The 23,969-nt window shown below is 66.4% G+C and carries 21 protein-coding genes and 1 pseudogene; all 22 read right to left on the bottom strand.

The window, feature by feature from the left end:
* Positions 1-1,359: 1,359 nt before the first annotated feature.
* Positions 1,360-2,121, bottom strand: a complete 762-nt coding sequence (locus tag N864_RS03665) for an SDR family NAD(P)-dependent oxidoreductase (protein ID WP_034713614.1) — start codon at positions 2,119-2,121, stop codon at positions 1,360-1,362.
* Positions 2,122-2,159: 38 nt separating this feature from the next.
* A pseudogene (locus N864_RS23440) lies at positions 2,160-3,160 on the bottom strand (LLM class flavin-dependent oxidoreductase).
* A gap of 264 nt (positions 3,161-3,424) precedes the next feature.
* Positions 3,425-4,471 carry an ABC transporter substrate-binding protein gene (locus tag N864_RS23430; protein WP_051518150.1) on the bottom strand — a complete coding sequence of 349 codons (1,047 nt, stop codon included), beginning with the start codon at positions 4,469-4,471 and terminating at the stop codon, positions 3,425-3,427.
* A gap of 193 nt (positions 4,472-4,664) precedes the next feature.
* Entirely contained in the window at positions 4,665-5,540 is an 876-nt protein-coding gene (locus tag N864_RS03650) for an ABC transporter permease (protein ID WP_081793337.1), read from the bottom strand.
* Positions 5,537-6,367 (bottom strand): ABC transporter ATP-binding protein, encoded by an 831-nt coding sequence (locus tag N864_RS03645; RefSeq protein ID WP_051518149.1) that lies wholly within the window; start codon positions 6,365-6,367, stop codon positions 5,537-5,539. Before N864_RS03645 ends, N864_RS03650 begins: the two co-directional genes overlap by 4 nt.
* A 258-nt stretch (positions 6,368-6,625) precedes the next feature.
* Entirely contained in the window at positions 6,626-7,471 is an 846-nt protein-coding gene (locus N864_RS03640; RefSeq protein ID WP_034713613.1) for an IS5 family transposase, read from the bottom strand.
* Positions 7,472-7,572: 101 nt separating this feature from the next.
* Positions 7,573-8,262, bottom strand: a complete 690-nt coding sequence (locus N864_RS03635; protein ID WP_205620854.1) for a FadR/GntR family transcriptional regulator — start codon at positions 8,260-8,262, stop codon at positions 7,573-7,575.
* Positions 8,263-8,433: 171 nt separating this feature from the next.
* Positions 8,434-9,696 (bottom strand): MFS transporter, encoded by a 1,263-nt coding sequence (locus tag N864_RS03630; RefSeq protein ID WP_034713612.1) that lies wholly within the window; start codon positions 9,694-9,696, stop codon positions 8,434-8,436.
* Positions 9,697-9,707: 11 nt separating this feature from the next.
* Positions 9,708-10,586: an alpha/beta fold hydrolase gene (locus N864_RS03625; protein ID WP_051518147.1), complete on the bottom strand. Its 879-nt coding sequence runs from the start codon at positions 10,584-10,586 to the stop codon at positions 9,708-9,710.
* The gene (locus N864_RS23425; RefSeq protein WP_051518146.1) at positions 10,583-11,644 is read right to left on the bottom strand and encodes an LLM class flavin-dependent oxidoreductase; all 1,062 of its coding nucleotides are present in this window, start codon (positions 11,642-11,644) and stop codon (positions 10,583-10,585) included. The genes N864_RS03625 and N864_RS23425 overlap by 4 nt, the downstream gene beginning before the upstream one ends.
* A gap of 54 nt (positions 11,645-11,698) precedes the next feature.
* Positions 11,699-12,163: a MaoC/PaaZ C-terminal domain-containing protein gene (locus tag N864_RS03615; RefSeq protein WP_034713610.1), complete on the bottom strand. Its 465-nt coding sequence runs from the start codon at positions 12,161-12,163 to the stop codon at positions 11,699-11,701.
* Positions 12,163-12,642: a MaoC family dehydratase gene (locus tag N864_RS03610; protein WP_051518145.1), complete on the bottom strand. Its 480-nt coding sequence runs from the start codon at positions 12,640-12,642 to the stop codon at positions 12,163-12,165. Before N864_RS03610 ends, N864_RS03615 begins: the two co-directional genes overlap by 1 nt.
* 9 nt (positions 12,643-12,651) lie before the next feature.
* A complete protein-coding gene (locus tag N864_RS03605; RefSeq protein WP_051518144.1) occupies positions 12,652-13,833 on the bottom strand; it encodes an acyl-CoA dehydrogenase family protein in 1,182 nt (393 codons plus the stop codon).
* A gap of 38 nt (positions 13,834-13,871) precedes the next feature.
* On the bottom strand, positions 13,872-15,113 hold the full coding sequence (locus N864_RS03600; RefSeq protein ID WP_034713608.1) for a CaiB/BaiF CoA transferase family protein: 1,242 nt from the start codon (positions 15,111-15,113) through the stop codon (positions 13,872-13,874).
* The gene (locus tag N864_RS03595) at positions 15,113-16,507 is read right to left on the bottom strand and encodes an MmgE/PrpD family protein (protein ID WP_034713606.1); all 1,395 of its coding nucleotides are present in this window, start codon (positions 16,505-16,507) and stop codon (positions 15,113-15,115) included. The genes N864_RS03600 and N864_RS03595 overlap by 1 nt, the downstream gene beginning before the upstream one ends.
* Positions 16,504-16,938, bottom strand: a complete 435-nt coding sequence (locus tag N864_RS03590) for a Zn-ribbon domain-containing OB-fold protein (protein ID WP_034713604.1) — start codon at positions 16,936-16,938, stop codon at positions 16,504-16,506. The genes N864_RS03595 and N864_RS03590 overlap by 4 nt, the downstream gene beginning before the upstream one ends.
* Positions 16,939-16,947: 9 nt before the next feature.
* The gene (locus N864_RS03585; RefSeq protein WP_034713602.1) at positions 16,948-18,123 is read right to left on the bottom strand and encodes a thiolase family protein; all 1,176 of its coding nucleotides are present in this window, start codon (positions 18,121-18,123) and stop codon (positions 16,948-16,950) included.
* A gap of 90 nt (positions 18,124-18,213) precedes the next feature.
* A complete protein-coding gene (locus tag N864_RS03580) occupies positions 18,214-19,587 on the bottom strand; it encodes an MmgE/PrpD family protein (RefSeq protein WP_034713601.1) in 1,374 nt (457 codons plus the stop codon).
* 9 nt (positions 19,588-19,596) lie between these two features.
* Positions 19,597-20,952, bottom strand: coding sequence for an MmgE/PrpD family protein (locus N864_RS03575; RefSeq protein WP_051518143.1), 1,356 nt, complete (start codon positions 20,950-20,952; stop codon positions 19,597-19,599).
* An 87-nt stretch (positions 20,953-21,039) separates the two neighbouring features.
* The gene (locus N864_RS03570) at positions 21,040-21,831 is read right to left on the bottom strand and encodes an enoyl-CoA hydratase/isomerase family protein (RefSeq protein WP_034713599.1); all 792 of its coding nucleotides are present in this window, start codon (positions 21,829-21,831) and stop codon (positions 21,040-21,042) included.
* A 48-nt stretch (positions 21,832-21,879) separates the two neighbouring features.
* Positions 21,880-22,722, bottom strand: coding sequence for a 3-hydroxyacyl-CoA dehydrogenase family protein (locus N864_RS03565; protein ID WP_034713597.1), 843 nt, complete (start codon positions 22,720-22,722; stop codon positions 21,880-21,882).
* Between the two features lie 14 nt (positions 22,723-22,736).
* Positions 22,737-23,921 carry a thiolase family protein gene (locus N864_RS03560; protein ID WP_034713595.1) on the bottom strand — a complete coding sequence of 395 codons (1,185 nt, stop codon included), beginning with the start codon at positions 23,919-23,921 and terminating at the stop codon, positions 22,737-22,739.
* Positions 23,922-23,969 lie beyond the last annotated feature (48 nt).

Raw genomic sequence — 23,969 nt, 5'->3', positions numbered from 1 at the left:
ACCCCGCCCCTGGCCACCATTTCCAACTCCTCAGTAACAGCCTGTGACCTGCGGAAACGTCGCAACTCGTTGCACGCGCCCCGGGACCAGAAATGGGCAGAGTGACACTCTTCCCCGGTAACAGGACGGTCCTCTTGGTGGTGGGCTCCGGCTCAGACCCGAACGGCCCTGTGACCTGCGGAAACGTCGGTCGGCTCTTTTAGCTCAGCAGTTCCGGGGGGGCAAGCGCGAGCAGCCGATCGCCGCTTTGGTTGCACGACGCGTTGCACGAAGTCTCGACGTCAAGAGACCTTCCGACTTCACGATCGGAAGGTCATCGAGGGGCCGGGAGTCCTACTCACAGCCAGCCAACCCGGCTGACGTCGATCCCGGGGTTGGGCGCTCGAGTACCTCATGGCGCGCATCCCCTTGGGCGTCGGGCACGGCATGGACATCCACCCACGTAGCGATCTCACGACGGACCCCTGGCTGCTGGCCTCGTTCCCACGGCGTAGCGGGTCGTTGCGCCCACTGCGGGCGCCCACACCGCCGCCTGTTGGCCACGCCTACCGGCGCCGCGAGTGGACGGGCGTCAGTGGTCGGGCCTGTCGCCCAAGTGCCATGTGAGCGTGGAGGTGTACGCCGTGCTGTCACGCTCGCCCGCTGCCTCGGCCGGATCGCTGCCAGGGTGCCATACCCGGACAGCGCGGAAGGCCTAGCCGTCCTGGCCAAAACTCCTCCCACTCCAAGGTGACCGCCGGGCCCGGCGCGAGCGCGCAGTATCCAAAATGACGATGTGGTCACAACTGTCTAAGACCCGCGTCAATGTCGCCGCCGTCTGGACATGAGTTGTGCAGTTAGCCGGTGCTCACCGCTTCGGCTACGAGCTCGACGTCTCGCACGTGCCAACACATCCTGGAGATCAACGCATACCCCCGTGCCGGAGGAACATCCTGAAGGCTGTGAGCAGACTCGTTGCGGACAAACTTGAAGAGGGCTCGAAGTTCCTGCCGCAGCGACCGGACGCGGGCGGGAAGCAACGTTCCGCCGTCCAGCATCGACTGCACATATCGGTCGACGAGCCTTTGCCCGTAGTCGTCCGTTCCTGTCACAACGCGCATGCGGGACTCAAGAGCGGCACCCAGATCGCGGACAGCCGAATCAAACAATCCCGACTGCAGCATGACGGAGATGCGGTCCTGAAGGCTAGGAGGCGGCGTTGTATGCCGCTGAGCGCGCTTCCAGCGCAAGCCGGCCCAGCGGCATACGCCCTGACGAGACCCGCCGGGGGCCTCTCAACCGCCTGCGCCGGCTGCCCCGGCGCGACGCCGATGGCAGAATCGTCTGGCCGTGAGAGTGGAGAAGGGACCGCTGCCTCCGTCAGTCGCCGGTGGCGCTGATCGTCGCGCCTGTGATGAAGTGCGCATCATCCGAGACGAGGAATGCTGCGACAGCGCCAACATCGCTGGCGTGGGCGATGCCGAATGGCGCCCTCGCGGTGATCTTGCGGAACATCCGCTGGCGCTGCTCGGTCATATCTCCGTCCGAGAAGCGGTCCCAGGTCGGCGTGTCCCCGACGATGACGCAGAGGGAGTTCACCCGGATCTGGTGGCGGGAAAGTTCCTTGGCCAGCACGCGTGACGCGTGGATCAGACCGGCTGAAGGCAGCGCCACAGTGGTCTGGCCGGGTGTCGCGTAGCGCCCACCCTCTGACGTCACCAACAGGATCGATCCCGCTCCGCGCTCAATCATGTACGGGAGGCAGAACTGGACCGGATTCAGTTTGAGCTGGATGGTGCGGCTGATCTGAAGGCCCGCGTCCGCCAAGTCGATGGTTCCGAAGAAGCCCTGCGCGGATGGCGGCAACCCGGCGCTGGCGACGACGATGTCGATCCCGCCGAAGTGTTCGATCGCCGTGCGTGCGAGCCGGTCGGCATCCGCCCGGTTCTCGAGATCCGCCGGTACGAAGATTGCCGCCCCGCCAGCTGCGCTGATCGCTCCCACGAGCTCCCGCCCGGTTGTCGCGTCGCGTCCCGACGCGACAACCGAGACACCATGTCTGCCCAACTCGAGCGCGATTGCGCCACCGAGGCCGCCCGTCGCACCCGTGACGACCGCGACCTCGGAACTGCGCGCTTCCATCGGATCGATCCTGTCGAGGATGGCTGCTCTCGACGTTGTCAGATCGGCGTCGCTACCTCGCCCGGGCGCGTTCCTTGTGGAGGAGCGACTCCCGCCGCATCGCGCAACTGCGGGAACACCTCCTGGGCGAGCAGCCGAACGGACGTCTTGGCATCCTCGAACGGCATTCCAGCCCAATGGGCCCGGAGGACGAAGTGGTCCACGCCGATCGCATCGCGCCAGGCACGCATGGTCGCGAGACACTCTTCCGGGTCGCCGATGATGAAGCGCCCGGCGGCCAGTTGACCGAAGGGGCCGTAAAAAGTGTCGTCGTCGGGAAGGACGTCCGCCTGGCCCCATACCGTGTACGTCTCGTACTTGGCCCCCAGGTAGCGAGCGGCCAGTTCGTGGGCATCCTGCGAACGCGGCGCGCAGACCACCTCACGAAACAGCGGCGTCTGACTCGGCTTAGGAAGTCCCACTCGGGCGCGCTCTTCGTCGAAGACCTGGGTCTGCCGCATGACGGTAGACAATGGCGCATGCGGGTTGATGAGCCAAGCGTCCGCGAGGCGCGCGGCCCGGCGAACCGCGACGTCACTGTTCGCCCCGATCCACAGCTCTCGGGCTCGCGGAGGACGCACCGACATCGTGGCGGCACGCAGTCTGCACCATGGCCGGTCCGCGTCGGTCGGCTCACCGGATAACAGCGACCGCAGGACCTTCACATTGGCTGTGAAGCGCTTGCCGGCCTCCGACTTGGGCACCCGAACGCGTCATACTCGGCGTCGCGGTAACCGATGCCGACGCCCACGGTGAGGCGACCACCCGTCACCACAGCCAAGGAGGCGATGTGCTCGGCGGCCTCCGCCGGGTTCAGCAGCGGAAGCAGCAGTAGGCCGATCCCGAGCTCCATGTCCCCGGCCTCCACAGCGAGCCGGGTCAAGGTGACGATTGTGCTCAGTTGCGACGTCTCGCGTGTTAGGAAGTGCTGCCCCGTCCACAGTGAGTCCCAGCCGAGGTCTCGAACGCATCGCACGAACTCGACCTGCTCGGCGAGCATCACCCCCGGATCGCTCTCGGATGGATGCTGATTGGGCACATAGACGCCGAATCTCATCGGTTCTCCTCGTCTCTCTGCGTCACCATGCGGCCCAGAGATCTCCTCTCCCTAGGCGGCTTGCGCCGTCAGGAGGCATGATGCTTGAGCCGAGAACCATCGGTAGGAAGAGCGCGACCCCGGTCGGGATGAACGAAGCCATCCCGACCGGGGCCAGAACTGATCACGCTCGGAGTCGACCGCCCTACCGCCGTGGACGGATCCGACCTACTTGCTGGCGACCGTCGCGATCTCCGTGTTGATCGCCTGCTTGAGCACGTCCTCCCCGAGGTTGGTGCCACCGACCTTGTTCTGGAACTCGATAGTCGACTTGGCCGCCGCCTCGTCAATCACGGGCGACGCGGGCCAGGACGGAACGTTCGCCTTGAACACCTTCTCATAGAGGGCCGGGTCGAGCTTGCCCATGTACTTCTGCGCTGCCTTCGCCGCCGCGTCCGGGTTCTCGTGGATGTCCTTCTGCGCCTTCGCGAGGGCGCGGGTGAAGCACTGGATGTCCTGCGGCTTCTGCTTCAGGACGCGATCACTCGTGAAAGCGACGATGTAGAGGTTGTGGGCAAGGGGCTTGTACTCGCCGTTCGCGAGGTTGAAGAGGAAGGCGCCCTTCCCCTCCTTGATCGCGATGTCGGACTGCGGCGACGAGATGGCGATGGCGTCGTACCGGTTGCTGACAAAGCCGGCAACGCTGTTGGCGCCGCCGCCGCTCGCCGTGATCCTCATGTCCTTGTCGGGGTCGAGGCCGGCCGTGCGGGCCAGGTACCGCACGAGCAGGTCGCTCCCGCTACCGGCGCCCGTAACACCGATTCGCAGACCCTTCAGGGCCGCCAGTTTCTGCTCGTCGGACGACGTGGCGGTGAGACCGAGCTTGTCCAGGACGGACTGCTTGATGACGACGTTGGTGCCCATGTACTCGACCTGGGCGAAGGCCGTCACGGGCGCACCTTGGCTCCGGGCGACGAAGACCTCCGCCGCAGTCGAGAGCGCGACGTCGACACTTCCGCTGACCGCGCCGGCGACGATTCCCGAGCCGGTGCTCAGGTCGACCGTCTCCGGGACCAGCCCTTCCTGCTCCAGATATCCCGCCCCTTGGGCGACATAGAACGGAAGGTAGACGAAGCTCGGCGCAGCCTGAGCGATTCGGATGGTGTCGCCCTTGCAGGTGCCAGAGGCAGCTGCAGCGGGCGCGTCTGACTTGGCCCCGGCATTGCCGCAACCGGCGAGGGCGATCACCGAGGCGACACCCACCGAGGCAAACATGAGCGCGTGGCTCCTTTTCATGACTTTCCCTTCGATACGGCGCAGGGTGCGCCCAATGGTGGAAACCGCAGGTCCGACCGCCCACGAGATCGGACGACGGATCGCAAGGCATTCGGGAGGGGCTTCTTTCACGTGAGACGTGTTCCCATGCCTTTTGTGGTCGGCGGGCGCCGCTGGAGGCCCGCCGGCCATCTCATTGGCGACGGCTGGTGATCTTCTCGGACCAGTCGACCAAGAAGTTCAGGAACGTCGCGATGATCATCAGGATGAACAGCGCGGCGAAGGTCGCCGAGGTGTTAAATGTCCCGGCCGCATGCGCCAGGAGATACCCGAGGCCCTTGTTGGACGCCACGATTTCGCCGACGACCGCACCGATGAGGGCATAGGGGACGGCCAGTCGGAGCCCGGTGTAGATCCACGTCGCTGAGCTCGGCAGAACCACCTTGAGAAGGAGGTCCGACCGCTGCCCACCCATGACGCGCACGACGTCGACGAGGTCATCGTCGACCGCCCTGACGCCCGCATAGGTGTTGTAGAAGACCAGGAAGAAGCAGACCACCGCTGTCAGGACGACCTTTGAGAGCAGGTCCACCCCGAACCAGAGGATGAACAGCGGAGCGAGCGCAATCTTGGGCAGCGAGTAAACCGCGGTGACCAACGGGTCAATGAGTTCTGCCAACCACTTGACCCGTCCGAGGACGAAGCCGAAGACGACGCCGCCGAGCGCGCCGAAGAAGAGCCCGAGGGCCATCTCGGTGAGCGTCGCCTCGAGGTGCGTGAGGATCTCTCCCCTGGAGATCCAGCCCCACAGCACGTCCCAGATCGCGGAGGGCTTGGAGATCCAGAACTCATCCACCCAGCGGCCGGACGCGACCTGCCAGACCGCCAAGAGGACCGCGACCATGCCCAAGCGGCCGAACTGGATGGCGCCAATGTGCAGCCATCGGTCACGGCCCGATCGCGGCGTGTCGAGCCATACCGTCTCTTCCGACTCTCCGGACGTTGCGGTGACAGGGTGGGTTGGGGCCTTCACGGCCTGCACGTCGATCATGTCAGCGACCTTCTTCATACCTCGTCACCTGCGTTCAGGTCCTCAGCCAGAACCGACCACAGGTATTCGTTCAGTTCGTTGAACCTCTTCTGGAAGCGCAGCTTCGAAAGGTCCCTTGGCCGTGGCAGGTCGATCGGTACGTCGACCTTGACCCGTGAGGGTCGCGCGGAAAGGACGACGACGCGGTCGCCGAGAGCGACTGCCTCCGAGATGTCGTGGGTGATGAACACAACGGTGCTCTTGGATGCGCTCCAGATCCGCAGCAACTCCTGCTGCATGATGGCTCGAAGCTGCGCGTCCAGCGCTCCAAACGGTTCGTCAGCAAAAATGACTTCCGGCTGGTACACCAGAGTGCGCGCCAGGGTCACGCGCTTCCGCATGCCTCCGGAGAGCTCGCTGGGCAGTGCCTTCTCGAACCCCGCGAGACCGACGAGCTGGATCATTTCCTTGACGCGCTGCTCGCGCTCGGCCTTGGCCGCCCCGCGGATCTGTAGCGGCAGTTCGATATTCGCCTTCACCGTCCGCCACGGCATCAGGTTGTCCTTCTGCGTGATGTAGCCGACCTTGGTGTTGGGTTCGGGGACGGGCGCTCCGTCGTAGAGCACCTTGCCTGCCGAGGCCCGCATCAAGCCGGCGGACATGTTCAACAGCGTCGACTTTCCGCAGCCGCTCGGACCCACGACGCAAACAAACTCACCCTCGCGGATGGTCAGGTCGAGCCCCTCCATCACGGTGACGGCTTCGCTCCCACGATGGAAGCGCTTGCCAAGGCGCTGGAACTCGACCTTGGGCTGGGCCATGGACTGGACCGCCTGGGGTGCCATGGCCGTGCTCGCGTTCGGCATCTCTCGATCCCTACTCTTCTGACTCCTTGACCCACCGCAGGCTGCCAAGGCCGGACATCGTTGTCGAGGAGCTGGGACAGGGGTGTCGTCCATCACTCCACAGGACGAGACTGACATCGACGTGAATGTAAGTCAATAGGCGAGCGGGTCTATTTCAGCATTTCGTATCGGCGGCCGGCGGGGGACGCGCGGAGGGGCCGACCCAAGGCCGGCCCCTCCTCCGCACAGTCGGTAGCACCTCGAGTTCGCGCGGGTAGGTCATGGACGTTTGGATGGTCTGGTGTCCCAGCGGTGGGTGGTCCAGGCAATGCGGATGAGTCGGCGGATGATGATGATCGCGTTGGCCAGGGCGATGAACGCGGCGATGACGCGGGTGCGTCGTTCGGTACAGGTCTGCAGCTTCTTGAAGCCGCGGGTGTGCCAGGAGTGGGTTCGTTCCACGACCCAGCGGGCACCGGCCTGGAGGGGGAAGCCCTTCTGGCTGATGACGCCGGTGCAGCCCAGCTCGTCGAGCAGGTCGCGAGTCTTGGCGGAGTCGTAACCGGCGTCCAGGTGCACCGTGATCCGATCGGGCAGTCCGACACCCATACCCTGGTCGAAACGGCCCAGCCGCTCGAGGGTGGGCCGCAGCAGGGGAGAGTCGTTGCGGTTGGCCGGCGCGATGACGCACCCGATCGGGATCCCGGACGCGTCGGTCATCGCCGAGCGTTTCGTGCCGAGCTTGCCTCTCTCGACAGGGGATTTGCCGGCTGCTTCGCCGCCGCAGGGTGCCTTGACCAGGCACCCGTCCACGGTGACGTTCTCCAGGTCGAGGCCGACCACCCGGTCGTAGGCGGTCAGGCACAGTTGCTCGAGCTGGTCGAAGACGCCGGCGGTGATCCACTCGTCGCGGCGGGTGCGGATCGTGGTGGCCGAGCACGTCGAGTCGGCGATCTTGGCGTAGGCGGCGCCGAACACCAAGACCTGGACGAGCTTGTCGAACACGATCCGGTCGCGGATGCGCGGGTTGTGGCACCCCAACGGGTGCGTATCGGCGATCGGTGGGATCAGCGCCTGGAACTGGTCCCAGATCGGCTCAATGATCCAAGATGGGACCGCGGGCACGGTGATTCATGAGTAGCAGCGTTTTTCTCACAAATCACACTGGTAACAGGCGCCGTGCCCGCCCCCGGCGACGCCACGCCGTCACCTACCCGCGCGAGCTCCTAGACTGTCGCGGCGTCCTGGTTGCTGATGTGCTTGCGAATCCTCCCCCGCAGATAGGTGAGGTGTTCGGTGATCGCCGCCTCTGCTGCCCCAGGATCCTGCTCCGCAATCGCGGCGACGATGTGGCGGTGCTGCGCGAACGTGTCGCGACCGACCTCCGGCGACAGGTCCAGGTAGCTGACCGGCTCCGACTCACGGTGGAGCGCATAGACGAGGGCCGCAAGAATGCGGTTGCCAGACATGCGAGCGATGCTGATGTGGAACTGTGCATCGAGCTCCGCGACCATCGGGTCGTCCACGGTGCGACGCTTCTGCTCAGCGAGCAGCTCCTGCAGCTCCTCCAGGTCCTCGTCGGTGCGGTTCGTGGCGGCCAAGGTGGCGGCGGGCACTTCGAGGTACTGGCGCACGATGGCGACCTCGTCGAAGCTGATGCTTCCGAGCCGGAGCAGGTTGTGCATCGACTCCTGCACGACTTGGCCAAGAGCGGTGTGGTCGACGGCCTGCACGAAGCTGCCTCCCCCCGCGCCAGGGACCTTGCGGATCAGACCCTGGGACTCGAGGGCGGAGAGCGCCTCGCGAATGGTGGGCCGACTGACGCTGAACTGACGAGCCAGCTCGGTCTCCGCCGGGAGCCGGTCGCCTGTGCGCAGCTGACCGTCGAGGACCGCCTTTCGCAGGGCATCCTCCACCTGCTGCCGAGGGCGCAGTACCTTCCGGCCCAGGATTGGCGTACTTGTGCCCCCATTGACACGATTGAGCTCTGGCATTTGTCCTCCGCTTCATCCCCCCGAATTGCTATTCGTCTGACAGTTTACACAATGGTGTTCTCGGTGGTGGACAAGACGGCTTCCGGCGCGCCTTCACCCTTCCCGCTCGTGCGAGCCGACCTCGCTCCGCCGCACGAGGAACACCGACAGGACGAGGAGCGTGGCGGGCAGCCAAAAGACAGCCGCCAACCCCAACGCTCCGGCGAGCGAGCCCGCGCAGATGGGGACCAGGATGAGTCCCAGGCGGTTGCCGCTCAGTCGAATGCTGACGGCAGTACCGCGCAACGTTGCCGGGGTCTGTGCGGCCACCCACGCCATCGTGGCAGGTTGGCCGACCCCCAGGCCGAGGCCGGCCAGACACATGGCGACGAACAGACCCGGGACCGGATCGGAAGTCATGCCCCACAACGGAATGCTCGCGACACTGAGGGCGGCGAGGGCCATCGTGCCCATGAGGAGACGACGTCGTGAGAAGCGAGCGATGAGCCGCAGCATCCAGAACCGGATCAGCATTGAGGCGACGCCCTGGGTGGCCAGCAGCAGACCCACGGTTCGCACCGAGAGCCCGTGCTGCTGGCCGAAGACCGGGAGGTAGGCGCTCAACAGGTCTACGCACGTCAGCACTGTGAGACTTGCCAGCATCGCTGTGGGCACGGCGGGAAGCTTCATCACGGCACTGAACGCGCGACGCCGGGGCGAAGCCTGGGGTGCCGGTCGTGCGATCAGTGCACCGGGACGGAGACGCAGGCTGATTGCAGATATTGTGGCGACGACGGCCAGTCCGGCTGCGAACGCCAGCACCAGGTTGCTTCGGGGGACGTGAAGCGCCACCGACTGCGGAGTGCTGGGAACCTGTCCAATGATGAAGCCAGTCACTGCGGGACCCACGATCTGGGCGACCGCATTCACCGTGGTCAGCGTGGCGAAGCGCATCTCACGTCGCTCGGGCTGGCTCCCCTTCGCGATCAAAGTCTGACCGGCCGCGACGAGGGAAAGGTGCCCGAGGCCCAGACCGGCGCTGCACACACCGAGCACGACGAGGTTCACTGGAGCCATCAAGGCGACCAACGTCGTCGCCACGAGGACGCCGCCCATGATGAGGAAGCCGGTTTCGCCTCGCCTGTCCACCGCCTTGCCCATCGGAATCGCTGCGGCGAGAGCCAGCGTCGAGAAGGCGGCGGCGACAAGGCCCACCTCGAATGGCCCAGCCCCGGCAGCCAGACTCTCGTAGGTGAGAAGCGGCCGAATCGAGGAGCTGATGAACTGGGCGATGCCTGTGATGACCATCAACCGCACGAACCAACGACTGGCGATCTGCGAGATCCAGCCTGCCCTGCCTGGGATGGCGCCGTCCATCCCGTCTGTGGTCATGCTCGGGGGGACAACTGCTGGATGAAATAGCTGATCACCCAGGCGCTCGCCAGTGGTTGCTCGAGGATGAGGTGGTGCGTGGCGTCCGGAACCTCGATCAAAGACCCCTTGGGCCCGAGCTCGACCGGTATGCGTTCGGCCATCCGTTGGTCGACGAACCCATACTCCGCCTTGACCCAGATCGTGGGTATCTCGGCTCGGATGAGGAAGTCGTCGGAGACCTGTGGCCGGTCGTAGATCCGAGGGTCGAACTTCAGCTCCCATCGCCCTTCGACGTTCCCATAGGCGAACTGCACGATGTGCGTCATGACCTCGTCCGGAACGGCAACGACCGGTGGGAACGTCTTGTATCCAGCGACCGCCTCGGTCCACGTGTCATACGACCGGACCGGACGTGAGGCGATCTTCGCCCGGCGGTCCGAGTAGCCTTGCTCGCTCCGGCGAAGGGGGCTATCGAGAGCCATGACCCCTGCGACGTCGGTGAGGCCGCGCTGGGCGGCGTTCACTGCGACGAGGCCTCCCATGCTGTGGCCCACGAGGACAGGTTGATGGCACAGTTGGGCGGCGACTGCCGCCGCCTCATCCGACCAGCCGTCCAAGGTGTAGGCCTGGCGACGGGAGCTCTCACCATGGCCCGAGAGGTCGAGTGCTACGACGCGCCGGACACCTGTGATGAGCGGCGCCAGGTGGTCCCACCAGCTCCGCTGCGCGGCACCGCCATGAATGAGGACGAGGTCCGTTCCGGTCGGTTCACGGTCCGGCCAGACGCTCACGGCAATCTCGTGGTCGTCGACCTCGATCACCTCGCGAGTGGGTACCTGGGCGTACGCTCTCGTCCAGGGATCGACGCTGTCCTGCTCGAGCGTCAGGCTCATCGGGTTGCCTCCTTCACGGCATGTGTCTGCACCATCGGCAGGACCTCCGAGCCAAGCAAGGAGATCGACTCCTGCACCCACGCCTCTGCAGTGCCGGGCAGGCCCACTTGGAAGACGAAGTCGTCGAAGCCGAGCGCGCGGTACTCATCGATCTGCCGGGCAACGGCGCTGGGGCTACCGACGATGGCGCGCCCTGCGGGCAACCGTGGACCGGCGCCCTGCGCGTGCCCCTCTCCCACTACCTGGCTGAAGATGCCCCACTCGCCGAGCACTCGATAGTAGGAGTCGAAGGCGTCGACAAAGCGCTGGACCGCGAGCTCATCGGTTTCCGCCACCAGGCAGTGACGGAAGAGGGGACGGCGGCTCACGTCCTTGCCGGCCCGGAGAAGCGAGTCTTGGAAGACGCTGCTCAGGTCGGCCAGGACCTCTTGGGGAGTGTGGCTGCTGGCAAGCCAGGTGTCACCCAGCCTTGCTGCCCGGCGAACAGCCTTCTCTGAGCTGGCGCCCACCCAGACCGGGATTCCCTGCTGCCGAACCGGGCGGGCCAGCATCCGCACGTCGTGAAGTTCGAAGTGGCGGCCGACGAAGTCGAACGGCTCGTCCGACCGCCACAGCTGCTCCATGATCCGGAGACCTTCTCGGAACCGACTGACGCGCTCGCTCATCGGCACGCCGAAGGCAGCGAACTCCCGAGGCGCCCAACCAAGCGCGGCACCCACGATGAGGCGTCCCCCGGACAGGTGGTCCAGACTGACGAGGGCCTCGGCCAGCGCCACGGGGTGGGCCAGGGGCAGCAGATAGATCCCGCCCAGCTCGACGGACTTCGTCGCCGCGCAGAGGCGACCGAGGAAGGCTGTCGTGTCGAGCACCGGCCAGGGAGCGCCGAGGAAGTGCTGTCCCACCCAGACCGAGCTGAAGCCGGCCGTCTCGGCGGCCGCGGCTCGGGACAGGTGGGCGTCCAGTCGACGAGGAGGATTGGCCTCCGCCGGGTCGAGCCACCCGGACAGGAACAGACCGAATCGCACGTCGCCCGCACAGATTTCACGAGAGCCCGTCATCGGCGATTCCTTTCGTCACGAGTCGCCGCTCCTCTCGGCAGCTGCCGTGCCCCTTCACTCGGGGCGGCACTTCACGAGAAGCGGCATGACTCCCTCCTGGACGACCTCGTCACGCTGGTTCATGAGCTGGTATCGCCGGCGGAGGACGCCCCGCTCGCCGTCACTGGTCAGCTTCTTGTCCTCGATCAGCACCTCGACGCGGATGGTGTCGCCGTCGAACACCGGACCCCTGAACCGCCAGTCCTCGATGCCAAGGAGAGCGATCGTCGAGGCTTCGAAGACGCCAAGCCGCGTGATGAGTCCGGTCAGCACGCTCATCCCGAGAACGCCGTGGGCGATGCGCTGACCGAACGAGCTGTCAGCCGCGAACTGCGCGTCGGTGTGAATCGGGTTGTAGTCGCCGGAGAGCCCGGCAAAGGTCGAGATCTCGGCGAGGCCGATCGTGCGGCTCGGCGTGGTGAAGGTGTCACCGACCTCGAAGTCCTCGAAGTAGAACGCCGGCTTCTGAACCTTGCCCATCATTGTCCTCCTTCCTCGGGTCCGCTGGTCCCGAACGTTCTGCTCTTGATCATTCGAGTGGACGAGTAGGTGGCGACTATGTCGCCCTTGGTGTTGCGCACGACATTGTTCGTCTTCACCACCCCTCGGTCTCCCTTTGAGGTCAGCCGCTTGGAAACGAAGTTGATCTCGGTGTAGATCGTGTCTCCTGCATAGACGGGCGCCTTCCACGCGGGGGTGAGCTCCATCAGCGCCAGACCCGTCCCTCGGGTCACACCGGCGGCCAGGATGAGGCCCTCGGCCAGCGACAGGGTGAGCATCCCCGGTGCGATACGACCGGAGTAGTGCTCAGGTCTGCTCACGTACTCCAGATCGGTGAAGGTCGGCGTGAGGAAGCCACAGAGGGTCACGAACGCCGAGATCTCATAGTCCGTGACCGTGCGCCTCGGCGTCTCGATCCACTGCCCGTCCTGGTAATCCTCGAAATAGAGCGGCTCCATCCCGAGCCCCTAGTAGGACTTCGGCATCCCCAGCACCTTGTGGCTGAGGTAGTTGAGGACCATGTTGGGTGACACGGGCGCGACCTGGAACACGCGGTTGTCGCGGAACTTCCGCTCGATGTCGTACTCCTTGGTCAGGCCGAAGCCACCGTGCGTCTGCATGCATGCCTCGGCGAGTTCCCAGGACGCGTCCGCCGCGAGGTACTTCGCCATGTTGGCGAGCGCGGGCGCGTTCTCGGCACGCGCGTCGTATGCCGCAGCAGCCTTCCAGCGCATGGCGTCCGCTGCTTCGAGGTGGGCGTAGCCCCGGGCGATCGGGTGCTGGATCGCCTGGTTCGCGCCGATGGGCCGGCCGAAGAGAACGCGCTCATTCGCGTACTTGACCGCCTTGTCGATGAACCACCGGCCGTCGCCGATGCACTCAGCCGCGATGACGATCCGCTCCGCATTGAGACCGTCGAAGAGGTACCGGAACCCCATGCCCTCCTCGCCGATGAGGGACTCCTCCGGCACCCGCAGGTTGTCGATGAACAGCTCGTAGGTGTGGTGGTTGAACAGCAGCGGGATCTTGCGCATGGAGAGCCGCTTCGGATCCACGTCGCGAATGTCGATGAGGAAGCAGGAGATGCCGAGGCCGGGCTTCTTCGGGTCGGGAGACGGGCTTGTACGCGCCATGATGACCATCAGGTCCGTGTAGGCGGCACGCGAGATGAACACCTTCTGGCCGTTGAAGACCCACTCATTGCCCTCAAGGCGCGCAGTCGTCGCCAGCTTTGACGTGTCGGTGCCGGCGTCCGGCTCGGTCAGGGCGAAGGTGGTCAGTCGCACATCACCGCTCGTGATCTGCGGCAGCCACTTCCGCTTCAGTTCCTCCGAGCCATGGCCCACCACGATGCCCATTGCGAACATGGCCGCGTGGATCGCCGCGCCGGCTCCCCCCGACCGGTTGATCTCCTCGGTGATCACTGATGCCTCGGTGACACCAAGGCCCCAGCCGCCATACTCCTCGGGGATCATGACGGCGTGCAGTCCCGCCTTCTCGGCGGCCTTGGCGAACTCCTCCGGGAAGCCCTCCTTCTCGTCGACTTGCTGGTAGTACTCGTTCGGGAATCGCGAGGTGACCGCCTTGGCGGCCTGGAGCACATCCTCCAGACTGGCCTTGGTCGTCTCGTTCGTGTCCACAGCGGTCATGGTGTTGTCAGCCTTTCCAGTTGCTGCCTTGGCAGATGTCATGCGGTGGCGCCGGCAGGCACGATGGCGCCGAACGCCCCGCGCTCCGCCACCTTGTTGATTTCGGTTGCGTCGAGCCCCAGTTCACCCAGGACCTCGTCGCGATGCTCGCCCAGACGTGGCACGCGGGCGGGAGCGTTCACCGCGAAGCCGGTCGGATCGGTCGGCTGCCGGAGCGTGCCGCCGATCGTGTCGTCGACCTCGATGAAGGTGCCGCGCGCGCGGAAGTGGTCATAATCGGTGACCTCACTCATGGTGAGCACCGGGGCGACCGGAACGTCCGCCTCGGTCAGGGTCCGGACCACCTCTTCACGGGTGAGCCTCATGCTCCAGTCCTCGAGCAGCGCCTCGACCTCGTGCTGTCGACTCGCGCGTTCCACGTACGTCGCGTAGCGCGGGTCCGTTGTCAGTTCCGGACGTCCCATGGCCTGGCAAAGCCTGGCCCAGAAGTCGTCACGGTTGACGCCGACGTTGAAGAACCCGTCCGACGCCTCGAAGGTCCCATAGGGGACACCATGGAAGTCGTTGGCTCCGGCCACCTTGGACAGTTCCGCGGAGCTGGACTGCACCCGGGCCAGGGCGACCGTGGCCAGAGGGAGCGCACACTCGGTCAGCGCCAAGTCGACCAGGCGGCCTTGCCCGGTGATGTCCCGTTCCCGCAGGCCGAGCAGCACCGACGAGTGGGCCGTCATGCCCGTGACGATGTCGCCGAGCGCGAAGCCGCACCAGGTGGGTCGGCCCTCCCGGTCCCGGGTGAGGGCTGTGGTGCCCGACACTGCCTCGGCCACCATGGCGAGGCCGGCCCGGTTCGGATCCTCGCCGGTGTTGTAGAGCCCGAAGCCGCTCATGCTGACCACGATGAGCGACGGGTAGCGCTCGCGGAGCTGTTCCGGGTGGATGCCCAACCGGCTCAGGGCCCCGCCCCTCATGTTCGTGAGGAACACGTCGGCGTCCTGCATCAGCTCGTGGAAGAGTTCGGCACCGGCCGCGTTCTTGAGATCGAGACTGATGCTGCGCTTGCGGCGGTTGAGCGACGCGAAGTAGCCGGACATCGTCCCCTGCTCCGTGACCCGGATCGGCTCCCGGCTGCGCGTCAGTTCCCCCTGTGGGGGCTCGACTTTGACGACGTCGGCCCCCTCGTCAGCGAGGAGCATGCCGCAGTACGGGCCGGCGATCAGGTGGCACAGTTCGACGACTTTGATACCGGCGAGCGGTCCACCGGTGACCTGGTTGGCGCTCATCAGGCGATCACTCCTTGGTTGGGACGGGACAGGACCTCGACGAGCCGCGATACGGGAGCGTCGGTAGCGAGTTCGTTGACCGCCTCCCAGAGCTGGTCGGCGGTGACTTCGGAGCGGCCGCTGCGGAGGCAGTCACCAGCCTTCGCCTTCAGTTCCTCAACGGTCAGCCGGCGCTCCGGGCTGCCGGAGACCGTGTCGGTGACGAAGGACCGTTCACCCCCGTCCTTAAACCGGACCTGGGCGGTGACGGGAGCCATCGAGAGGAAGTCGACGTCGTCGGTCGCCACGACGTTGATACGTTCGGCGGCAAAACCGCCGACGTCCGGGTCGCGGCGCGCCTCGTCACTGAAGTCTCCGATCAGCACGGCGCCACGGTGCAGGGCGACGCTGGTCGTGTAGGCGATACAGAACTGAGCATCGACGAGGTTCGCCGTCGCGGGGTCATATGGCCGCCCCACCATGTTGACGGCCTGGCCGCTGGTGACGAACGTGAGCTCCTCGACGTCGTCCGGTTTCACACCTGCGGCGCGCATGCTCAGAGCGAGGTCGATGGGTGCGTGGGTGAAGCGACAGGCCGGGTAGGGCTTGAGGCTGAGGTCGCTCAGGTATGCCGCTGTCTCGGCCCCGTCGAGCAGGACCTTGGCGTCGAAGTCGCCGTCCTGGTAGAGGTTGATGAACCCGGCCCGCCCCTCGAAAACGTTGCGCGGCCCATCGATTCCCGCGCCGGCCAGAGCCGCGCCGAAGAGGACGTCCTTGGCGACCATCGCCGGCTGGAACCGCTTCGCCAACGTCCCGTCGATGATGGACTGCAGGCTGCCGGAGGTCTGTGCGAGTTGGTGACCGAGCAGGCTGACCGCCTGGTCCGTGTCCCAGCCCCGCAGACGCGCGACGGCGAGCGCCGCGCCGATTCCCCCGCTGACGACGCTGTAGTTCCACCCCCGGCTGCCCTTCGGTCCGCCGGCGCGACCAACGCGCATCGCACCGTCGAGACCAACCGTCAGGGCGGTGAGGAACTCCCGGCCGGCGCAGTCTGCTCGGTGCTCCTCGAGGTCTGCGAGCAGGGCCGGCAGGACGACACTGGCGGCGTGCAGCGGCACCTTGTCGTCGGTGTCGTCGTAGTCTAGGGCGTGCAGGGCGCCGGCATTGAGCAGCGCCGCGAAGGGTCCGGGCGCCGTCGAGCCGACCCCCCACACCGTTGCCTTCCCCTCGCCCCAGCCGGCGAGGGCCTGCCGCGCCTCGGGAACGCCCGGGGACTGCACGCCGCCGAGGGCCACCGCCAACGTGTCGTAGAGGACCTCGATGGCGGCCTGGACGGTCTCGGGTGCCAGGTTGGTGAAGTCCTGGCCCACGGCATGGGTGGCGAGCGAGTGCGCGATGTCAACGCTGCTGCTCATGGCGCGTCCTCGTCGATCTCGAAGTCGAAGAGCCTGACCGGCTCCGTGTCACGGATCTTCAGCTTGACCCGCATATCGGGCCGCAGCCGGTCCCAAGGGGCGAGGATCCTGCTCAGGCAGCGCACGCCTTCATCGAGGTCGACCAGACATAGGACGTATGGGGCCTCGTCCGCGAACGTTGCGGGCGCTGCCGAAACCTCGGTGAAGCTGTAGAGCGTGCCCCGCCCCGTCAGGTCCACCCACTCCAGATTCGAGCGCCAGCAGTCCGGACAGATCGGCTTCGGTGGAAAGGTGATGTGGGAGCAGTCGAGGCACCGGGTGGTCCGGAACACGCCCGTATCCAGCCCGTCCCAGAACGGACGAGTGAACGGCGTGACCCGAGGAGGGTAGGCCAGCGTCTCCTGCATCTGCTTCTCCGTGCCGATCGTCATCGTCGCTCCTCAAGCTCCCTGGGCCGCAAGGATGTGCATCATCGTGGCGTTGTAGTCACCGAGCTCACCGGTGACCGCACCGAGGGCGGCATCCTTGACCTGCCGCTCGCCGGCCTCGCCTCGCAGCTGCTCCACGGCCTCGTACACGTTGTAGAGCGGCGTGACGTGTGGCGGGTGCCCGCGGCTGGCGCACCCGCCGGACGGCGAGATGGGGAGCTGACCGCCAATCGTCGTGGCCCCGGCCGCGGCCGCCGCCCCGCCGGTTCCCTTGGGGAAGAGCCCGATCGACTCGCTGAGGATCAGCTCGACGATCGAGCACGGCGCGTAGATCTCGGCGAAGTCGACATCCGCCGCCGAGATGCCACATCCGTCGTAGGCCTTGCCCGAGGCGATCTCCGCCGACTCGAACCAGGTGAGGGGACGGGGGCGGCTGGAGACCTGGTGGATGCCCTCATGATGGAAGCCCCGCGACACGACGTCGACGTACCGGTTTCCCAGTGAGCGCGCGATCTCGGGGGCTGCGATGACGATCGCCACCGCACCGTCGGATCGCGGCGGCACATCGAGCAGACCCAGCGGCTTCACGATGTCCCGGGCCTCGATCACGTCCTGAACCGTGATCGGCTTGCGCATTTGCGCAATCGGGTTCATGGAGGCGTGGAAGCGATTCTTCACCGGGATCGTGGCCAGCTCTTCCCGAGTCAGTCCGTACTCGTGCATGTAACGCACCGCGTTGAAGGCGTACCACGCGATGGGGGTGACCCCGAACGGCACATGGAAGTCCACATCGCCGACCGCGCGCATCGACCAGGTCATGTGCTCGCCAGTCGGGATGTGAAGCTCCTTGTTCACCCCGAGGGCCACGGCGACCTTGGCCCGGCCCGAGGCGACGCGCTCCAGCGCGACGTCGAAGGCGATCGACCCCGTCAGCCCGTTCCCGAGGACCTCCATCAGGATGTCCCCGACCGCCATCTCGAGGTAGCCGGCCATGAAGGTGCCGAAGTAGCGCTGCTCGGCGTAGGGCCGCGGCGTCGAGAAGATCAGCGCGTCGATGTCCTTCTTGCTCAGACCGGCATCCGCGACGGCCGCCACTAGGGCCTGGAGCATCATCTCGTGCTCGAGCTTGTCGAGGTGCTTGCCCACCGGCAGCGCACCGATGCCCACTACTGACGCGATCGGCTTCATGACCCGGCCACTCTGCCCTTCATTTACCAACAAGGAATAAGACTGACATTTGATGTCTGACAGACATCAGACAGCAGGAGCGACGCCGTGTCAAGAGGCGTCGCAGCATGTGAACGCGCGGAACAGGCGCGCCACGTCGTCCAGCGTGGACAGCCGCGGCAGGTCCCAGAGGCGCTCCGCGAGTTCCTTCGCCTGGGCGTCCGAAAGGGCCGAGTTCGCCAAGGACAGGAACTTGTCAGCGACCTCGTCATCGCTCAACGGATTGTCGTGATGGCCGCGCGGGACATCGGCTGCCACGGTGATGGGATCTCGGCCGGGCACTTGGACGGTGAGCTCCGTGGGAGAGGTGTCGCGGGTCGCCCGAGCCGTCAAGTCACGTCGTTCGAGGATCCGGATGCGGTCGATGATGTCGAGGAGTTTCGGATCGCGAAGGCGGTCGGGGGCGAAGGCCTCCTCCGAGAGCCGCCCGTCCACGAGCGCCACGGCCATGAGGTAGGGCATGCTGTGATCCGCGGTTTCCCGGGTCGGTGGGCGCCACTTCTCTGCAGCGTCCCCGCGACCGCCGCCGATCGTTCGCCAGGCGTTCTCGCACGTCGCGACCTCGATGGCTTCGACGTCACCGAGCGGCACAGCGTCACGAACCTCGAGGACGAGATCGACGGGAACCTGTCCCCAGAAGCACGCCGGGTGCCGCTTGAGGCTGGCGCGCTCGATCGCCGAGGGGCTCGTCGGCGTGAGATCGAGGTCGAAGGCCGGCCAGACGCGTTCGAGCAGTCCATCCTTCCCCCCGAAGGGCTGGGAGGGACCGGTCATCCCCGCCCGAGCCAACCGGACGGCGAAGGTCGCGGTCATGGCCGCGTGCGCCGTGGCGGATGCCTTCCACTCGGACAGCTCACCGAATCGGGTCACCCGCAGCGGCAGGCTGGGCACGACCGCAAGGGAAAGCGCGTTGGCCAACTCTTGCCGGTTGAGTCGGAGAATCTTCGCTTGGCCGGCGGCAATGCCGAGGGAGCAGTAGACACCCTGATCCCAACCGCCGTCGGCGGGCACCGCCTCGGCTACCCGGGTGGCAATCTCGTATGCGAGGTAGATCGCCGTGACGGCATCGGCGCCGCTTGCCCGTGCGGCCTCTGCCATTGCGAGCAGCGCCGGGATCATGTCGCTTGGATGACCGGACACACCGAAGTCGTTGAAGTCGAGGTAGCGGTTCGCGGTGATGTTGGCGAACGCTGCCATACCCACCGGGACAGGGTCGGATTCGCCATACAGTGAGGCACTCAGCACGTCGCGCGCGCCGCGCGCGACCTCACGGGCGATCCGAGCAGGCCGGCTCCCGAACCCGCCCGCGCCGCATCCCACTGCGTCCAGAGTGTGGCGGGTGACGCGGTCCACCGCGCCAGCCGTCAGGCTGCCAAAGTCGGTCTGCTCGACGAAGTCGATGAGTGACTCAAGGACATGGTCCATGACGCCCCCTCAGGAGACCAGCGCGGCGAGGTCCGCGATGTCGTCCAGCGCGTCCAGGTGCTGGACCGTTTCGACGACACGCGTCACGCTGGCAGCGTCAAGCGGCCGAACCGCGTGGGCTGCGCAGTCCTCGAACTTGCTGACGAGTTGCTCCCAGCCGAGCGGGTTCTTCGCAGCGCCCGGAGTCTCATCGTGGCTGGCCTCCCCGTACAGCGTCTCGCCGTTTCGGAGGCTGATGCGTACCGCGCCTGCTGGAAGCTCGTCGCCCCAGTCGAACCTCTTGTCCTCCACGAACTCCACCCGACTGGCCAAAGCGCCCGTGCGAGGGTCAGCCCGGCGATCGGGCTCGAAGTCTCCGACGCCGATCGTTCCCTGGAGCAACGCGACGGAGACGGTGTACGGAATGCTGAACTTGCCGTCGTTGGAGGTCGGTGGCTGACGCCGGAGCTGGGTGGGCTCTGTCAGATACCGGGCGAAGTCACCGCCGAAGACCTCGATCCGCTCGATCTCCTCGGCGCGACCTGGGCCACCCATCAGCCGCAGGGCAGTGTCGATGTAGGCGTGGGTCACCCCGCAGCTGGGCCAGAGCTTGTACAGGATCGTTGCACCCTGGAAGTCCTCGCCCAGGTTCTCGAGCATCGCATCTCGATCCCACTCGCCAAAGTAGACGGGCAGGAAGGCGGCACGTCCCTCGAGGGGCGCGGACGTGGCCTTGACCCCCTTGGCGGCGAGCAGCGCCGAGAGGACCCCCGCCTTCGCAGCTGTCCCGCCATACATGGCGCGCAGATCGCCGCCCGTGCCGTAGGCCGTCTGCATCGTGGTGGCGGCCTGGGTGCACGCGATGCCGATGGCGTGGCTCACCTGCTCAGCGGACAGGCGCAGGAGCTTGGCGCAGGCCGCAGCCGAAGCCAGCGTCCCGACCACCGGCGTCATGAACCAGTCCTGCTTCCATGCGACGTTCTTGCGCAATCGGGCGAACAGGTCCTGGCCCAGCGCCAGCGCAGTGATGAACTCCCGGCCACCGACGCGGCCGCGCAGTTCAGCGACGGCGAGCAGGGCGGGCAGCACCGTGATGCTCGGGTGATGGCCTTCGGGGAGGTGATCGTCGAAGTCGAGCCCGTGCCCCATTGAACCGTTGACCAAGGCCGCGTTGACGGCGGGAATCTTTCCGCCGAAGCCGATGATGCTGCTCTGTTCGGCGCCTCCCCACTCCCGCGCGAGCTCGACGATTGGGGGCATGACCTCCATGAGCCCGCTCGCTCCGAGGGTGACACCCAACATGTCGAGCGTGCTGAACTTGGCTGCTCTGACCGCGTCGGGGGGAAGGTCATCATGTTTTGCGGCCGCGACATACCGCCCGAACATCGCTGCGAGATCCTCTTGGCTCATCTTTCACCTCACTGAAAAGCGCTTGTGCGCACGGATAGGGGCCCTGCGGAGCGTCGACCGGGTTCAGTTGAACCGAGGAGAACGCCGTTCCAGGAACGCGGTCATGCCCTCGTGGGCGTCGGGCGAGAAGAACGTCAGCAACTCCAGGCCGAGCGATGACTCGAAGGTCGGCATCGCCAGCCGCAGCCAGTTGTTGAGCGCGTGCTTGGTCCACTGCGCCGCGTACTGCGGGCCGCTCGCGATCCGGTCCGCGAGCTCCAGGGCCTCCTCCAGCACCCGCTCCCTGGGGACTGCCTTGCTCACAAGACCGATGCGCTCGGCCTCCCGACCGTCGATCTGGTCGGCCGTCAGCAGCAGGTACTTGGACTTGGCCATACCGCAGAGCAACGGCCAGATGATGGCCGCGTGGTCGCCGGCCGCGAGGCCGATGCGCAAGTGACCGTCGGTGACCTTCACGTCCTCGCCGATGATGCTGATGTCGGCGAGAAGGGCAACCGCCAGCCCAGCCCCCGCCGCCGGCCCGTTGATGGCCGAGATGAGCGGCTTGTCGCACTCGATCATGCCGGCAACCAGGCCGCGGGCTTCCTGCCAGACGCCGACGGCCGAGGGGAAGTCATTGAGCTTGTCCCGCTCCTCCCCCAGGTCGCCCCCCGCGCAGAATGCCCTGTCCCCGCTGCCCGTGATCACGGCGACCCGAGTGTCCGGGTCCTGCGCAATGTCGGTCCACACCGTCGCGAACTCGGCGAGCATGACCGAGTCGGCCGCGTTGTGCTTCTCCGGTCGGTTGATGCTCACAAGGAGGACGCCGTTGTCCTTTCGCTCGAAGGAAAGGCGCTCATACTTCTCAAATGTCACTGCAATCTCGCTTTCTCATTTCCGAGCAGGCCCTCGCCTCCTCGGCCCTCACCAGGTGTAGAAGCCCGCGCCCGTCTTTCGTCCGAGGTCGCCGGCCTTGACCTTCTCTCGCAGAATCGCGGGCGGTTCGAATCGTGGACCAACCGTGCGCGCCAGGTGTTCCGCAATGGCGAGCCGGACGTCCAGCCCCACAATGTCGGTGGTTCGGAGCGGCCCGACCGGATGCTTGTAGCCCAGCGTCATCGCTGTATCGATGTCCTCAGCGGATGCGACGCCCTCCTCGAGCATGCGCATTGCTTCCAGCGCCAAGGCGACCCCAAGCCGTGAGGACGCGAACCCCGGGGAGTCGGTGACCGTGATCGCGGTTTTTCCGAGGTCGGTCACCCAGCCGCGTGCCTCATCGACCAGCGACTGCGCCGTCTTCGACCCGACCACGATCTCCACGAGAGAACTCGCGGGGACCGGGTTGAAGAAGTGCAGCCCAAGGAAGCGCTCGGGCCGGCGCAACGCGGCCGCGATGGAGTCGACCGACAGGGAACTGGTGTTGGTCGCCAGCACCGCCTCCGGCGCGACCTCCTCGACCTTGGCCAAGACGTCCACCTTGAGGTTAACGGTCTCGGGGACCGCCTCAACGATCAGCTCGCAGTCGGACAGCGACGCATCGTCCGTCCCGGCGTGGACTCGCCCCGCGACCGCGTCGACGGACTCCTCGAGCTTGCCGCGCGACGCGGCTGCGGCAAGGCTTTCGTGCACCCGCTGCGCCGCTGCAGCGGCTGCCGTCTCGTCTGCCTCGATCACCGTCACGTCGCTGCCGGCGATCGCGAAGGCGTGCGCGATGCCGCCACCCATCCGGCCGCCACCGTAGACCCCAACCCTCTTGGGCACCGTCATGGCTCTGTTCCTCCTTAGTTCTCGACGTTTTCGAGGACGACGGCGAGCGCCTGCCCGACCCCGATGCAAATTGCGGCCAGGCCCCAGCGCTGGCCCTCGGCGACGAGCCGGTTGGCGAGTGTGCCGAGGATGCGGCCGCCCGAGGCGCCGAGCGGGTGCCCAAGGGCGATAGCTCCACCCCATGCGTTGACGATGTCGGGGTCGACCTTCCATGCGTCGAGGCAGGCGAGTGACTGTGCGGCGAAGGCCTCGTTGAGCTCGACCGCCCCGATGTCCGACCACTCGATGCCGGCCCGCCTCAGCGCGGACTCGGCGGCGCCCACGGGAGCGATGCCGAAGTCCTGGGGCGTGAGCGCGAACGTGCCACGACCGGCAATCCGCGCCAGCGGTCGCGTCCCGATGATGTCGGCGGCCGCCTCCGAGCCGAGCAGCACTGCGGCCGCGCCGTCGTTCAGCGGGGATGCGTTGCCGGCTGTGATTGTGCCCTCTGGTCGGAATACGGGCCGCAGCCCAGCCAGCACCTCGGTGTTGGTTCCGGGACGAATGCCCTCGTCACGCACGAGGTCGACACCGGGAACCGGGACAACGAGGTCGTCGTAGTGGCCCGCTCTCCACGCCTCGTCGGCCAACCGGTGTGATCGTGCGGCGAACTCGTCCTGACGCTTCCTGGAGATGCCGAGCCGTTCCGCCAGCTGCTCGTTGCACTCGCCCAGGGAGACCGTCCACTCCGCCGGCATCCGTGCGTTCACCATCCGCCAGCCCAACGTCGTGGACACCATCGCTGCGTCATGGGCGGGATAGGCGCGCGCTGGCTTGGCCATCACCCACGGTGCCCGGGTCATGGATTCCACCCCGCAGGCGACGACGACCTCAGTGTCGCCACATTCGATCATGCGCGAGGCTGCCATGGCTGCGTCGAGCGACGAACCACACAGGCGGTTGACCGTCGTACCGGGCACCGAGACGGGCAGTCCCGCCAGCAGTAGAGCCATCCGAGCGACGTTGCGGTTCTCCTCACCGGCGCCGTTGGCGTTACCGAACACGACCTCGTCCACCTGCTCGGGGCCGAGTGCCGGTGACTTCTTGAGCAGTTCGGTCAGGACATGCGCGGCCAGGTCGTCGGGACGCACGTCGGCCAGTGCGCCGCCAAAGCGCCCGAACGGCGTGCGTGCCGCGGAGTAGATGTATGCGTCGCTCATGTTCTCTCCTGTCGTGTGGTCAGCACTCATGGGACGCCGTTCCGAGCG

This window comes from Intrasporangium chromatireducens Q5-1 (assembly GCF_000576575.1).
Taxonomy (GTDB): Bacteria; Actinomycetota; Actinomycetes; order Actinomycetales; family Dermatophilaceae; genus Intrasporangium_A; species Intrasporangium_A chromatireducens.
The sequence above is the reverse complement of the archived record's forward strand: the minus strand, read 5'-3'. Positions and strand labels throughout refer to the sequence as shown.